General features: G+C 39.6%; 13 protein-coding genes and 1 rRNA gene. 2 read left to right on the forward strand and 12 right to left on the reverse strand.

Annotation, left to right across the window (positions count from 1 at the left end):
• Nucleotides 1-66 precede the first annotated feature (66 nt).
• From Gferi_RS03950 to Gferi_RS04000, 11 genes are all read right to left on the reverse strand, one after another.
• Nucleotides 67-1585, reverse strand: a 16S ribosomal RNA gene (locus Gferi_RS03950).
• Between the two features lie 551 nt (nucleotides 1586-2136).
• Nucleotides 2137-2838: a cysteate racemase gene (gene cuyB / locus Gferi_RS03955; protein WP_069974353.1), complete on the reverse strand. Its 702-nt coding sequence runs from the start codon at nucleotides 2836-2838 to the stop codon at nucleotides 2137-2139.
• Nucleotides 2839-3163: 325 nt separating this feature from the next.
• Complete coding sequence (locus Gferi_RS03960; protein ID WP_069974354.1) at nucleotides 3164-3742, reverse strand: indolepyruvate oxidoreductase subunit beta; 579 nt, start codon at nucleotides 3740-3742, stop codon at nucleotides 3164-3166.
• Between the two features lies 1 nt (nucleotide 3743).
• Nucleotides 3744-5519: an indolepyruvate ferredoxin oxidoreductase subunit alpha gene (gene iorA / locus Gferi_RS03965; protein ID WP_069974355.1), complete on the reverse strand. Its 1776-nt coding sequence runs from the start codon at nucleotides 5517-5519 to the stop codon at nucleotides 3744-3746.
• 24 nt (nucleotides 5520-5543) lie between these two features.
• Nucleotides 5544-6455, reverse strand: coding sequence for a bifunctional enoyl-CoA hydratase/phosphate acetyltransferase (locus Gferi_RS03970; protein WP_069974356.1), 912 nt, complete (start codon nucleotides 6453-6455; stop codon nucleotides 5544-5546).
• 242 nt (nucleotides 6456-6697) lie between these two features.
• Nucleotides 6698-7837 carry a tetratricopeptide repeat protein gene (locus tag Gferi_RS03975; RefSeq protein WP_069974357.1) on the reverse strand — a complete coding sequence of 380 codons (1140 nt, stop codon included), beginning with the start codon at nucleotides 7835-7837 and terminating at the stop codon, nucleotides 6698-6700.
• Between the two features lie 50 nt (nucleotides 7838-7887).
• The gene (locus tag Gferi_RS03980) at nucleotides 7888-8373 is read right to left on the reverse strand and encodes a GNAT family N-acetyltransferase (RefSeq protein ID WP_069974358.1); all 486 of its coding nucleotides are present in this window, start codon (nucleotides 8371-8373) and stop codon (nucleotides 7888-7890) included.
• 11 nt (nucleotides 8374-8384) lie between these two features.
• Nucleotides 8385-9209 carry an NAD(+)/NADH kinase gene (locus Gferi_RS03985; protein ID WP_236932743.1) on the reverse strand — a complete coding sequence of 275 codons (825 nt, stop codon included), beginning with the start codon at nucleotides 9207-9209 and terminating at the stop codon, nucleotides 8385-8387.
• A 53-nt stretch (nucleotides 9210-9262) separates the two neighbouring features.
• The gene (locus Gferi_RS03990) at nucleotides 9263-10015 is read right to left on the reverse strand and encodes a hypothetical protein (RefSeq protein WP_069974360.1); all 753 of its coding nucleotides are present in this window, start codon (nucleotides 10013-10015) and stop codon (nucleotides 9263-9265) included.
• An 11-nt stretch (nucleotides 10016-10026) separates the two neighbouring features.
• The gene (locus tag Gferi_RS03995; RefSeq protein WP_069974361.1) at nucleotides 10027-11787 is read right to left on the reverse strand and encodes a B12-binding domain-containing radical SAM protein; all 1761 of its coding nucleotides are present in this window, start codon (nucleotides 11785-11787) and stop codon (nucleotides 10027-10029) included.
• Between the two features lie 144 nt (nucleotides 11788-11931).
• Nucleotides 11932-12447 carry an amidase domain-containing protein gene (locus Gferi_RS04000; protein ID WP_069974362.1) on the reverse strand — a complete coding sequence of 172 codons (516 nt, stop codon included), beginning with the start codon at nucleotides 12445-12447 and terminating at the stop codon, nucleotides 11932-11934.
• A gap of 181 nt (nucleotides 12448-12628) precedes the next feature.
• Between Gferi_RS04000 and Gferi_RS04005 the strand changes: the two genes are divergently transcribed.
• A complete protein-coding gene (locus Gferi_RS04005; RefSeq protein ID WP_069974363.1) occupies nucleotides 12629-13228 on the forward strand; it encodes a zinc dependent phospholipase C family protein in 600 nt (199 codons plus the stop codon).
• A gap of 190 nt (nucleotides 13229-13418) precedes the next feature.
• The gene (locus Gferi_RS04010) at nucleotides 13419-13613 is read left to right on the forward strand and encodes a hypothetical protein (RefSeq protein WP_069974364.1); all 195 of its coding nucleotides are present in this window, start codon (nucleotides 13419-13421) and stop codon (nucleotides 13611-13613) included.
• 51 nt (nucleotides 13614-13664) lie between these two features.
• Here Gferi_RS04010 and Gferi_RS04015 read toward each other — a convergent pair whose 3' ends face one another.
• A complete protein-coding gene (locus Gferi_RS04015; RefSeq protein ID WP_069974365.1) occupies nucleotides 13665-14531 on the reverse strand; it encodes a radical SAM protein in 867 nt (288 codons plus the stop codon).
• Nucleotides 14532-14574: the final 43 nt, after the last annotated feature.

Here is a 14574-nt window from a genome sequence, read left to right on the forward strand (position 1 = left end):
GGTACATTTGAAAGACTATTAGTCTCTCAAAACTAGACAGTGTAAGAAAAAGCCTTAGCTCCTTAGAAAGGAGGTGATCCAGCCGCACCTTCCGATACGGCTACCTTGTTACGACTTCACCCCAGTCACTCATTTCACCTTCGGCAGCTGCTCCCTTTCGGTTAGCCCACTGACTTCGGGTGCCCTGAGCTCCCATGGTGTGACGGGCGGTGTGTACAAGACCCGGGAACGCATTCACCGCGGCATTCTGATCCACGATTACTAGCAACTCCAGCTTCATGTGGGCGAGTTGCAGCCCACAATCCGAACTGAGACTGGCTTTTAGGATTTGCTCCGGATTACTCCTTCGCTTCCCGTTGTACCAGCCATTGTAGCACGTGTGTAGCCCAGAACATAAGGGGCATGATGATTTGACGTCATCCCCACCTTCCTCCGAGTTATCCCCGGCAGTCTCTCTAGAGTGCCCAGCTTCACCTGCTGGCAACTAAAGACAAGGGTTGCGCTCGTTGCGGGACTTAACCCAACATCTCACGACACGAGCTGACGACAACCATGCACCACCTGTCTCTCCGTCCCCGAAGGGATTTCACCCGTTACGGCTAATGCGGAGGATGTCAAGTCCTGGTAAGGTTCTTCGCGTTGCTTCGAATTAAACCACATGCTCCGCTGCTTGTGCGGGTCCCCGTCAATTCCTTTGAGTTTCACTCTTGCGAGCGTACTCCCCAGGCGGAGTGCTTAATGCGTTAGCTGCGGCACCGAGGGCTGTCGCCCCCGACACCTAGCACTCATCGTTTACGGCGTGGACTACCAGGGTATCTAATCCTGTTCGCTCCCCACGCTTTCGTGCCTCAGCGTCAGTTACAGTCCAGTAAGTCGCCTTCGCCACTGGTGTTCCTCCTAATATCTACGCATTTCACCGCTACACTAGGAATTCCACTTACCTCTCCTGCACTCAAGCCAATAAGTTTCCAAGGCTTACTACGGTTAAGCCGTAGCCTTTCACCCCAGACTTTATCGGCCGCCTACGCACCCTTTACGCCCAGTGATTCCGGATAACGCTTGCCCCCTACGTATTACCGCGGCTGCTGGCACGTAGTTAGCCGGGGCTTCCTCCTAAGGTACCGTCATTCTTCTTCCCTTAGGACAGAGCTTTACGACCCGAAAGCCTTCATCGCTCACGCGGCGTTGCTGCATCAGGGTTTCCCCCATTGTGCAATATTCCCCACTGCTGCCTCCCGTAGGAGTCTGGACCGTGTCTCAGTTCCAGTGTGGCCGATCACCCTCTCAGGTCGGCTACTGATCGTCGCCTTGGTGAGCCTTTACCTCACCAACTAGCTAATCAGACGCGGGCCCATCCTATACCGATAAATCTTTGACCGACGCTCCATGCGAAGCATCGGTGTTATGGGGTATTAGCACACCTTTCGGTGTGTTATCCCCCTGTATAGGGCAGGTTGCCCACGCGTTACTCACCCGTCCGCCGCTAGATTGCTTCGTAGCAAGCTACTCCACAATCCCGCTCGACTTGCATGTGTTAGGCACGCCGCCAGCGTTCATCCTGAGCCAGGATCAAACTCTCAAATAAAAATTGCGAGTTGCGCTATGCGCTTTAAACATTTATTGCTGGCTTTAATTCTTACACTGTTTAGTTTTCAAAGACCAATTTGCTTTGGCGTCTTAGTGACACCGACTTAAATATATTACCACATTTCTCATCTTATGTCAACACCGTTTTTCTTGGTAGTTTTTAGTACCTTTCTTTCGGCGACGACAAAGAATATCTTATCATCTTCTTGCGCTCCCGTCAACCACCAGTTTTTGTTAATCTTCAGCAGTGACGACAAGGTTTATCTTATCACGGAAAACATATTATGTCAACTCTTTTTTATTTCCACTTATTTGCAGTTGCTCTTGGCGACAGCAAATAAGATATTATCATGTTTCATAACTTCTGTCAACTAATCATTCATGATACTTTTCTTCAATGCCCATTAAGAAAAGCCGCTAGTCTCTCTGCGGCTTATTCTCTATTATGCCCATGCATCATTACTCTATACCTGATTTTATAAAAGAACGATTCTTTTCACATCATTGTTCTTATTATTCCTTTCATTCTAATCCAGCCTTCCGCTGTCTCTACCCCTTAAATTGTTTTACAAAATACTGCGCTGCAATTTTCATCGAATTGATTACCGGTATATCAATACTTTCATCCTTAAAGGCAAGCGGAATTTCTGTACACCCCATGATCACTAATTGGGCACCTTGCGCTTTTAGGTGTTGCGCTGCTTTGGTTAACCGCTCAGCGGGTTCTCCTTCTGTGTATCCTGCTTTGATTCCTTTTTCCCCATAGATTGCTTCTACTACACAACTTGCTTGTATATCTTGCTGTGGATAAATTACATTATAATGTTCTAATTCTTTCTCAAAGATCTTACTCTTTATAGTCCCATTCGTACACAAGATCCCTACAGTTTTAACATCCTTATGATGTTCTTCTATATAATGATGAATAATTTTTAGCAAGTTGGTCATCGGTGTATGGATTTGAGCTTGGACTTCATCAAAAAAATAGTGTGCGGTAAAGCAAGGCATAAAAATCGTTGAAACTTCTACCTGTTCCAATATTCTTGCTGACTTTGCCATCACTTCTACAGGACTCTCTCCCCTTCCTAGGATCGCTTCAGTCCGATCCGGTATCTGAGGGTTATTAAATATAATGGTTTTGATATGGTCTCCATCCTTTTTCACAGGAGTTGCCTTGATGAGTTGATGAAAAAAGTAAGATGTAGCTTCTGGTCCCATCCCGCCTAATATTCCTAGTATTTTTTCCGTCATTTTTCTCCTCCCTTTCTGTTTATTTAAATATTCTATATAATTGCACAAATTCCTATTATATTTTTATATATGTCCTACTTTTCTAAACGATAAATCTTTTTGACCAACCTAAGTGGTATAGTCCCAGCAATAACATATTTTTTATAGGAGCGCTCCCCCTATCTGATGATTTTTCCGGAACGATCACGGATCGTTCTCTATGTTATAAAATAGTTTTATATATTTTCGCAATCTATACCCATATCTTTATTTTTGCACAGAATACTTTTAAAAAAGGAAGTGAATCTCCCGGACTCACTTCCTTTTTTAAATATAAATATATTATTTATTTTACTTGCTCTATACCTTTTTTCAAGGCTTCTATATTAATATCCGCAAGGGCTTCTTTTACATTTTCCCGAACAACATTTTCCCAATTTACTTCTTCTAGACCCATTGCTTTTACCAGTGCGCCTACCATAACCACATTCATGGTCTTAATGTTGCCTAACTCCTTTGCGATATCCGCTGCCTTGAATACAGTAGTTTCCGCTTTTTCTTGCAAGGTTTCGATCACATTTTGCGGATACTTCACGCCACCTGCCAGAATCGGTGCAGAAGGAATTTCATAATCATTCACTACTACTTTACCGCCAAGCTTTAGATATTCCATCCATCTTAATGATTCCATTTTTTCAAAAGAAACGATGATATCCGCCTGCCCTTTCCCAATAATGGGCGAATAAACCTTTTTACCAAAACGAACCTGGGTAGTTACACTGCCTCCCCTTTGTGCCATACCGTGGACTTCAGACATCTTTACATCATATCCTGCACTAATTAGACCTTCAGAAAGGATTTTACTTGCCAATATAATACCCTGACCACCTACGCCTACTAATAAAATATTCTTTACATCTGACATGTTATTCACCCACCTTTTCAATTGCTTTGAAGGGACAAGCTTGGAGGCATACTTCACAACCTGCACACATATCTTCATTGATTACAGCCTTTGTATCAAATGCAATTGCAGGGCAGCCTGTTTTTGTACAGATTCTACAAGATTTGCACTTTTCTTCATCTACCCTACAGATCACCTTTTTATTTCCGAATCTCTCGATATCTTCCGGTGTGAACTTCTTTAGTACACAAGGCCATTCTGTTATGATGACAGTAGGTTCTGTGGCCTTCAGCGCTGTATCGATGGCATTATTACAGGCATTTAGATCTAAAGGATTGATCACTAGTATATTTTCTTTCTTCACACCAACAGCTTCGCAAAGCAATGGAATATTAATGGCATGAGTTTTATCTCCCTGCAGCGTGTAGCCGGTACCTGGATTTTCCTGATGGCCCGTCATACCTGTAATTCTATTATCTAAAATCACTGTCACTGCTGTACCTCGGTTATATACGATATCCATTAAGCTGGTTACACCGGAATGGAAGAAGGTTGAGTCTCCAATTACCCCTACCACTTTTTTATCTACGCCATTAAATTCAAAGGCTTTTTGCGCACCGTGACCTGCACTGATACTGGCCCCCATACAGATACAGCTGTCCATTGCAGACAGTGGTTCCGCAGATCCAAGAGTGTAACATCCAATATCTCCACTGATCATAACATTTTTCTTTTTAGAAATTTGGTAGAAGAAGCCTCTATGCGGACATCCTGCACACATGGTCGGAGGACGACCTACGATGGATGCCTCACTGATATTTAATGTCTCTCTTTCAATCCCTAATATTGCCTTGGCAATAATATCAGGATTTAACTCTCCGATTCTTGGAATAAGGTCCTTTCCAATACACGAAATACCTGCAGCCTTCATTTGTTCTTCCATGTACGGCTCAAGCTCCTCAATTACATAAAGGGTATCCACCTGAGCTGCAAACTCTCTGATTTTATCCATCGGAAGTGGATAGGTAAATCCCAGCTTTAGATAGGAAGCATCTTCTCCAAATACTTCTTTAGCATACTGATAAGCAACACCAGCCGTTACAATACCTACTTTTTTGCTATTCCACTCGATTTTGTTTAATTCTGTCTTATTACTGAATTCCTCCAACTGTCTCAATCTTTCCTCTACCTTCACATGCAGCACTCTTCCATGTGCCGGCGTGGCTACAAACTTCGGTATGTTCTTACTGTAAGGCTTGATGCCTACTTCTTCTCTTTCCCCAAACTCTACAAGACCCTTACTGTGACAGATTCTGGTAGTCACACGGAACAATACAGGCGTATCATATTTTTCACTGATTTCTAAAGCAATCTTCATAAAATCCTTTGCTTCCTGACTGTCACTTGCTTCGATCATAGCTACCTTTGAGAATTTTGCATAGTAGCGGTTATCTTGTTCATTTTGTGAACTGTGCATGCCTGGATCATCAGCAGATATTAATACAAGACCACCATTCACACCGGTATAAGCATAGGTAAAAAGCGGGTCAGCCGCAACATTTACTCCTACGTGCTTCATAGCCGCAACAGATCTTGCTCCTGCGATAGAAGCACCTATAGCGACTTCTAAGGCAACCTTTTCATTCGGTGCCCACTCTGCATAAATGTGCTCTTTAAAAGGGCCTATATTCTCTAAGATTTCTGTACTAGGCGTTCCGGGATAAGCTGAAGCAAATGTGACACCCGCTTCAAAAGCACCTCTAGCCATGGCTTCATTACCCGTCAAAAATTTTTTCATATCTTCACGCTCCTTGTCTCGTCCTTATTCCCTATTTGCAGCAATCACACTACCTAATGCAATTGAATTCAGCTTTGCTTCATGGGTATCTGCTCTCGATACCAATACAATTGGAACTTTTGCACCCATGATGATTCCTGCAGAATCGGCACAGGCCAAATATGTCAGCGCTTTACCAATGCCATTTCCTACTTCTATCGTAGGCACCAGTAGTATGTCTGTATCGCCTGCAACCTCGCTGTCAATCTTTTTAATCTCAGCAGCTTCTTTAGAAACCGCTAGATCAAATGCCAAGGGACCATCTACTAAAACGTTTTCTCCAAATTCACCCTCGTTTGCCATTTCCTTTAGCTGGCCTGCATCAATCGTTGCAGGCATTTTAGGGTCAATCTTTTCTTTTGCAGCTAAACAGGCAACCTTAATTCTCTCGTTGCCCATGGCCTTTGCGATTTGCACTGCATTTTTTGTGATCTTTACTTTCTCTTCTAAGGTTGGTGCGATGTTCATTCCTCCATCGGTTAAAAACAGCAGCTTATGATAGATTGGTACTTGGTAAACCATTACATGGCTAAGCTGGCTATCGGTTCTTAGACCGATCTCTTTATCTAATACAGCTTTTAACAAAATAGGGGTATCTAATATCCCCTTCATTACAAAATCAGCCTTTCCTGAACTTACAAGTGCAACAGCTGTTCTTGCTGCTTCATCTAAATCCTTTTGATCAATCATCTCGAAGCTGTCAATACTTAAATGATGTTCTTGGGCTATCTCATGGATTTTTTCTACATCCCCAACCAATACCGGTTCAATGATTCCCAACTCCGAAGCATTTGTGACGGCTACCAAAACTTCTTCATCCTGAGCAGCGGCTACTGCTAGCCTCATTTTTTTCTGCATTTTTGCAGTATCTAACAGCTGGCTAAAATTTTTGATCATGCTCTCACTCCTTTAAAAAATTTATTGAACGTTACAATTTTTTAATAATAGTAGGGTAAAAAAAATTCCCATTGCTACAAGAATTTTATGTACCCGATAGTTTACTTCGATCCATATTTCTTATTCAGAATTATTATACTATATTTTTTTTCGTTGTGCCAGCCTTTCAGGCCATCTAATCTAAGAAATTTATTTATTTTTTTTACTTATTAAAATTTTTTACTTTTTAAAAAAAGCACCCTTTAAAAAAGGTGCCCTGTCTGAAGCCGTTTTAACTGCTCCATGCATTGTTTTGTAATTTCGTCATCAGGATTGATGGATGCCGATTCTTTAAGATATTCTTCTGCCAGTTCATATCTTCCCAATTCCATATAAACCATTGCTAGATTACACAGTATTTCACTATCATCTTCTTGAAACTGCAATGCTTTCTTCAGATACTTTTCCGCTTTCGTATAGTTGCCTACAGAAGCATAACAGATACCCAGTTCATTATAAGTATCTGGTTGAGATGGATTCAACTTGATAATCCTTTCCAGATATTCAACGGCTTCTTGAAAGTTCCCCAACTGCCGGTATCCCAATGCAATAAAGAACAGTAGATTCCACCAGTCTTTAAAGATCTCTTCAAGGGGCAGCAGCTTGTCTAATCCCTCTTTTGGATGATTATTGAGAATCAGTGTATAGCCCTCTTCATATTGAATATGGTCCCTTAGTTTGGCTAACTGTATCAAAATTTCCTTTTCTTTTTCCTCATCCAGCCCTAATTGAATGGCTTCTTCCCATGTAATCTGTGCTTTCTTAAAGAGTTTATCATTAATATAATGGAACCCTAAGAAATAATAGGCTAATGCAAAGTCAGGGTATTTTTCCGTTAATATTTCAAATGCAGCAATAGCTGTGTGAATATAGTCTTTCTGCATTTTTGGATCTTCAAACTTTACACCTAAATCTTGACAGCACCGTCCATAGTTCAATAATCCGTTGATATTATCCTTATTCAGGAGCAGCAGTGCTTTGAAATAAATGAGCGCATCATTCAAATCTCCCCGTTCTGCCAGTTTTAGTCCCTCGTAGGAAATATAGTCCTCAATCTTCGGGTCATACGCATATAAGAACTTTTGGTATATGTAAATAAATTTAAATTGATGATCCAAGCCCATGATGTAAATCATTCCGCGAATCATTTCATCAATGGCAATCTGTTCTGCATTCTCTCCAGCTTGACCAATATGCTGGGATAGTTCCTTCACAAGTATAGGAATAGGAACTCCTTGGAGATATTCAAATCTATCTTTGATCAGTTGCGCATTCTCTCTCAGTTCAATAAAAACAATACGTTCTACTTGTTCCTTTAGATATTTTTCAATTTGGTGTAACATAAAAACCTCCAATATTTGTCCTAAGTAATTGTTTATGCCTGCTGCTTACATTATAATATCTTGTGAAAAATCAGATCGTCTATAAACTTCTGCTGTTCTTCGCTGTAATGATGCTGATATACACAGCCTGAAAAAGTAAAATCACAGGAGAGGATTGTATTGATGGATGCCCTGTTATCGCTATAAATATAGGCACGGGCAAGGCTAACTCCCTGTGCCTTTAGCTGCAGTAATCCATAGTTTATGATATCCTTCGCAATGCGATTTCCTCTATAGCTCCTTTTCACTGCCACTGTCAACAATACACTATGGTTTTGTACACCTTTTCCCCTTTTGGCGCGAAGCATCCCTAAAAGAAGCTCCCCTTCAAAAGCTGCATATGTATATATATCTTCATCTTCTATCCATTCTACAATCTCCTCTTCTGAAAGGATTTCTGCGAATGAGACCTCTGCAGCTTCTTTGGCAAGCTCAGAGAACATGGTTATAACCTTTGGAATATCTTCCTTTTCCAGTGTTCTATATACAATGTCCATCTCTTGTCCCCCTAAAACCCTTGGTCTTCGTTAATGGTGCGAAAATCACCTTTATCCACAATCTTCCTTTTAAAAAAGTCAAAATAATCAAAATCATTCATTCGTACAATATTGACACTGATCGCTGCAACACCAATGTCTAGCTCGGAAATATATTTGTTTGACATTTTCATGCCGTCACAAGCAACAATAACTTCTCGTTTCTCTGCTTTGATTATGTCAAATTTCATTACAGTATCTAAAGGAACAATCATCGGTATTTTTAATGGGCGATTAATGCTGTTATCATTGGGATGTAAGGGAATCAATTGGTATACCTTTAGCTCTGAATGAGTAGCTACCCCTCCTGCCCATATCCCGTATCCCGTGGCACCAATAGGTGTCGATATAATAAAACCATCCCCTGTAAAATAGTTAAAAGGTTTTCGATTTACATAGAGCTTTGCCTCCATCAGTTTTGGCTCTAGATGTTTTACAAGGATCTCATTGAAGGCATAATCCTCTAGAATTTCTCCTGTTATGGTTTTAGCTCTGGCCTTTAGCAAGGGATAGTTTTCTATGTGAAAGTTTCCTTTCTGAAGTAGATCAGCAAATTTAGCAAGTTCCTTGGGCAACATGGTAGGCAAAAAACCTAATGTACCTGTATTAATTCCAATAAATGGCTTTTCCAGCATTCTATACTGCCGTATTGCACTGAGCATGGTTCCATCGCCGCCAATGACCACAACAATATCTGGATTTGTCTCTGTAATGGCTATTTGCCGCTCTCGAAGTATTCTTTCCAGTTTTCGTCTTACCTCAATACTCTCCTTCTTGTTATTATAATGAATGAGCACACGATTCAAGTTATCACCTATTTTCCCATTTTTTCATCCTCTGTCATAATGTTTTACGGTCTATACATATTTCTCATGTACATTCTTTTTCTTCGGGTGCTGCCACTTAAAGCTTGAAACAATAATCCTCGATAAATCATAATAAAGGATAGGAATAATTGCCCCACCAGGTAAAAGATGATGCCATTTATAGAAGGTCGAATCAAAGAGTTTCCAATCAATAAATTTGCCGTAAGTGCCCTTCCTGTCAATGCAAAAAACAATATTCCTAATAGGATATTGGGTACAAACCAATCCAACCAGTTTTCTTTGATAAATTCCACACAATAGCTAAAGCTTTCCCCTGCCATAAAATGCTTCTGATAGATGACTTCCGGCAGACAGTTTAAAAGGACAAATGCAGCCAGTTGAATCAGGCTTCCTAGCGATACAAAGGCGACTTGCATTCTTAATAATGGACTTAAAAAAAGGCTTAAGCCATAGTTAACAAACCAGATTACCACCATAATTCCATAGATCTTCCAAATATAGACCGTAAAACCCCGTTTAAAGTCTTCTATAGAAATCTTACCATATCGAATAATGTTCTCAATCAAATATAAATAATTAGAGATTAATGCACTCTGTACTAAAGTAACTAAAATTCCTGCCAAAATCCAGAACAAGAAGGCAATGCGAAACAAAAAGAGAATAATCACCGAATAAACTAATCCTGTGAATAATATAGGCCAGTTATTCAGCGTTAAAGGAATACTTTTTTTCAAAACATCCTTATTGGTTTCTAAAATATCTTGCAAAATATTCAACTTGATCCCCCCTAAATTTCTACTTTATAAAACTTGGATTTTGTAAAAACTTTTTGCTTTAATTCATAGTTAAATAACACGGTTGTTACTTTCTCTGATAAGTCTTCAATTTTTGAACTTTTTAGGATTTCCACTACATCATAAGCAAAAGTTTCAAAATGCACCTGCTTAATAATCTGTTTTGCTGGCATTCCTTCAAATCCTTCTAAATATTGGGAAATATTTTCCTGCGACTGTAGGAAAGCATGGCATCGATCTTTAAAGTCCTTTATTTCCACCACTGGGAAAAAGTCAGGCAGTGAACCCTTTCCTTGTTTTAAATAATCCAGCTTTAGGATTTCCAAAAATAGTCTTTTATGCGGAAACGATTCTTCTTCATAAAAGTCTATTAAAATCCTATATTGCTCATTTTTATGGTGGGCACTATGATGATACCCTTTTCTCTCCCAAAACTCACTCAGCCCATGATAAAAGTCATAAGAACTTTTATAGAAATTAGCCATCACAAAGCTAATTGCACCATCAAAACCATGGCTGTTATGATAAATCTCCACCATTTCTTCTATCATCTTCAATCTTAGTAACTCCCGATAACGGATATATTTATTTTCCAATATTTCATAGGGTGATTCGTCTTTAAAAACATAACCATGGGTCTCTTTTTCCCCGCGGATAGCAGAACCCTTTAACAGCTTTAAAAAACCTAACTGCAGCTTTTCCGGCTTCAAATCATATACCTCGTCAAAAGAAATTCGGAATCGTGCAAGATCCTCATAAGGCAACCCGGCAATTAGATCCAGATGCAGATGAATATTTTTAAAGGTAGAGATTTTTCGTACCGCCTTTTCCAGCTTTGAGAAATTCACCCTTCGATCAATAGATTGCATGGTTTTCTCATAGGTAGTTTGTACACCTACTTCAAATTGAAAGAGCCCCTCTCTAATCTGAGAAAGAAAATCCAGTATCTCATCATCCAGCAAATCAGCCGTGATTTCAAAATGGAAATTCGTATATCCATTGTCCCTTTTATGCAGATACTTCATGATCTCTAGGCAATGCGATTTCTTTGCGTTGAAGGTTCTGTCCACAAATTTAACCTGCTTCACTTTGGCCCTTAAAAAAATATCCAGATCTCGTTTTACCCGTTCTAGGGAGAAAAAGCGTACTCCTTTAATCGTTGAAGAAAGACAATAGCTGCAGTTGTATGGACAGCCACGTGAACTTTCATAGTATAAAATTCTATTCTCCAAGCCATCTAGCTTTTCATCATAAGGGGAGGGAATTTGATCTAGATTCTTTATCAGTTCCCTTTCCTGATTTTGCTGGATATGATTCCCTTGACGGTATAGGATTCCGTACATATCCTCTATCTTTCCTTTTTTATGTATCAGATAGAGCAATAATTCTTGAAAGGTTATTTCCCCTTCTCCTGTCACAATATAATCCACAGTCGGATGCTGCTTCATCAACTTTTCTGCTTCAAAACTGACCTCTGGCCCTCCCAAAATAATCGTAACCTCAGGCTTGATCTTTTTAAGGTTCTTTACGATTTCTAATGTCGCCTCAATATTCCAGATGTAGCAAGAAAAGCATAAAATTGTATAATTTCCTTTAAAGATTTCTGCCAAGACATAATCAGGATTATGGTTAATGGTGTATTCTTGCAGGGTTATAATCCCTGGAAAAGCTTCCTGATTAAAACTATATAAATAGCGCAATGCCAAGGAAGAATGAATATATTTTGAATTGAGGGTCGTTAACAGTACTTTCATAATATTTGTTCTCTCCCTAAATTTCTTTGTCTTTATTCTCAGCCAAAAGGCCTCATTTTAAACATGGCTTAGTCCATTATACCATATTATTCCTCTTGATAGAATTGATGATCTGTTTGAGACAAAACAAAAAGGAGATAGACCTTATCTCCTATATCCCACAATATGAAGAAATCTTATTTTTTTAAAACTATAATTCGATACGGGATAGTCCAATCGGTCGAAGGTGTGGGCCGCAATCAGTATTTTGTCAAGCGTCCGCGGTCCAGGCTTTATCTCTACTACCACAGGAGAATGATCAAACACTTCGTCGTCTCCAAAATTTAACTGAATAATATCACCCGGCTCGATTCCGTCCATGTCGGTTTCTACGACTACAGCTCCTGTAGATTTATTTGTTGTCAAAAACTTATGGAGATATTTTACACTAGTCCATGCAGGAGCTCTGTTATTTAGATTGCTATAATACCACCCATACTGGTGAAAATTCATGGGGCAACCTCCAGCATGAATTACCTGGGATGCAAAATTAGTGCAGTCTCCGCCCATTTTTTCAAAGTCAGCATATCTTGGGTTCCTGGAAAGCGCCCACTTTCTCGCATATGCTACTGCTGCCTTCCGGTTGTACGGATGCAATTGCGCCTGCGGATAATAAATCATTCTACATTCCCCCCTTCTTATCATCTTATGCAATCTGATGAACATTGGTGAAAATCCTTTTTGCTGGATTAATAAACTTTTTACATTTTTATAACAACGGCTTTAACTATCAAAATACTTATTCTGCCATAATAGTGATAGATTCACAAATCTAGTGTTCTTCTGAAAGGGGTAGATCCTTTTGCTAATCCAGAGTCATAAACTAATATCGGAAAAAGTGCATGCAAATTTGCAGCGCCATTTAGGCATTGAACTCCATAAGGGTTTTTTCATCTATGGCAACATTAAACCGGATATTTCACCCTATCTGTCTAAAATCCCTCACTACGTCAATGAATCACTAAGTTTTATCAGCAATGAAATCTACCATCTTTCCAATACGCCTTTTTCAAAGGACAAAGCCTTTATTAAGCAGTTTTCTATTCAGTTGGGTGTTATAACCCATTATATTTCAGACTATTTTTGTCATCCCCACCATGACCGGGAAACCTATAAAAATCATCTCATAGAACACTTAAAGTATGAATCCCTGCTTCATGAACATATTAAACATCTTCCTTATTTATTTGACAAAGACATGTATTATACTTGTAAATTAAACGGAAATGCCGATGCCCTATCTCAGATTCTCGAAGATCTGTTTAACAGGTATACCTGCAATGCGCCCAGCTTTCAGAACGATGTATGTCACGCACTAAAAGCATCTTCCTCCATCGCACTGCTCATTACCTATAACGCTATGCATGCAAAAGAAAAACAACCAATTATAACAGCGGCTTAAAAACTCCTCATAGGAGTTTTTTTATTATCTATTGCAGCTCCTACTTATGTGAATTTTTTATAAATTAAATCTTTTGTATTATAAATTTAATAGGATTTATAAATTTTATTTATCATATTTTGAAGGTTTTAGACGATTTATGCCGAATTATTCAACAAGATGAAATGATCATTGAGGAAAGGTGGTAATCATGGAACAATTTGACCGAATATCTATTGAAGAAGTATCAAAGCGAGACATGTTGATGATATTAAAGGCTCTTGAATATACAGGCGAAAACACAAATATCCAATCCTTTATTTCACTGAAGGATAGTATTTTAAAACAACTAAGCGCTCTAGCCAATACTACAGAAGAAGAATTCCTTCTGCATTTAGAAAAATAGATCAAATCATTTTATTAAGCAAAACACTGCATCGTTGAATGCAGTGTTTCTTTATAGCCTTCTAAAATATTCATTATAGTCATCTTTTTGTTCAATCGCCTCGTCCAATTGCTGTATCAACCGCTGTCGATCCTCTGGCAGTGTCCCCTGCAAAGAAATATAATTCGACGCATGATTGCTTCGAAAAATACAATGATTTAGGGCAAAGTTCTCCAGTAACATTTTTGTCTCTTTCAATATCTCAATAGGTGTCAATAGCTGGAATTCTCCGTTTTTCACCTGCGCTTCCAAAGACACCCCCGGCTCCAGCAGCAGTGTCAGCAACCCCAGATACTGAGGTTGTATGGCATTGACAATGCGAGCCGACTCAATAGCATGCTCCTGCCAGTGTTCTTTTCCTCCGAGTCCTGAAATCAGTGTAGCTGACAACTTTATTCCCGATGTCAAAATCTTTCTGCCTGCAAGGATCATTTCCTCTGCAGTGGTACCCTTTTGAATGTACTTAAGGATTTTATCACTGCCTGATTCAATTCCCAGATAAGCGATGCCTAGTCCAAGCTTTCTAAGTTCGCTCAATTCTTCTATCGTCTTATTCATAATAGATTGTGGACTGCTATAAATGCCCACCCTTTCACACTCCGGAAAAAGGTTTTTGATTTTAACTAATACTTCCTTTAAATAGGCGGCCTTACAGATCATTGCATCTCCATCAGCTAAAAAAATCCTCTTTACTTCTCTATAATGCCTTCTCGCCTCCTCTAACTCATCCAGCACTTCCTCAAGCCTGCGGATTCGAAACTTCTTATCTTTGTACATACTACAGAAGCTGCATTGATTATACGAGCAACCGATGGTTACCTGTATGATGAGACTATAGGCCTCACTGGGCGGCCTGTAGACGGTTCCTTCATATTGCATTGTCCATTTCCTTTCTATCTGTAAATAAGCCAGTAGTCATCTA

Origin of the sequence: Geosporobacter ferrireducens (assembly GCF_001750685.1) — a bacterium.
GTDB classification, from domain to species: domain Bacteria; phylum Bacillota; class Clostridia; order Peptostreptococcales; family Thermotaleaceae; genus Geosporobacter; species Geosporobacter ferrireducens.

Bases quoted from the DNA above. Each gene is read 5' to 3' on its own strand.
- cuyB (WP_069974353.1), bottom strand. From the start codon at position 2,838: ATGACGGAAAAAATACTAGGAATATTAGGCGGGATGGGACCAGAAGCT.
- Gferi_RS03960 (WP_069974354.1), bottom strand. From the start codon at position 3,742: ATGTCAGATGTAAAGAATATTTTATTAGTAGGCGTAGGTGGTCAGGGT.
- iorA (WP_069974355.1), bottom strand. From the start codon at position 5,519: ATGAAAAAATTTTTGACGGGTAATGAAGCCATGGCTAGAGGTGCTTTT.
- Gferi_RS03970 (WP_069974356.1), bottom strand. From the start codon at position 6,455: ATGATCAAAAATTTTAGCCAGCTGTTAGATACTGCAAAAATGCAGAAA.
- Gferi_RS03975 (WP_069974357.1), bottom strand. From the start codon at position 7,837: ATGTTACACCAAATTGAAAAATATCTAAAGGAACAAGTAGAACGTATT.
- Gferi_RS03980 (WP_069974358.1), bottom strand. From the start codon at position 8,373: ATGGACATTGTATATAGAACACTGGAAAAGGAAGATATTCCAAAGGTT.
- Gferi_RS03995 (WP_069974361.1), bottom strand. From the start codon at position 11,787: ATGAAAGTACTGTTAACGACCCTCAATTCAAAATATATTCATTCTTCC.
- Gferi_RS04000 (WP_069974362.1), bottom strand. From the start codon at position 12,447: ATGATTTATTATCCGCAGGCGCAATTGCATCCGTACAACCGGAAGGCA.
- Gferi_RS04010 (WP_069974364.1), top strand. From the start codon at position 13,419: ATGGAACAATTTGACCGAATATCTATTGAAGAAGTATCAAAGCGAGAC.
- Gferi_RS04015 (WP_069974365.1), bottom strand. From the start codon at position 14,531: ATGCAATATGAAGGAACCGTCTACAGGCCGCCCAGTGAGGCCTATAGT.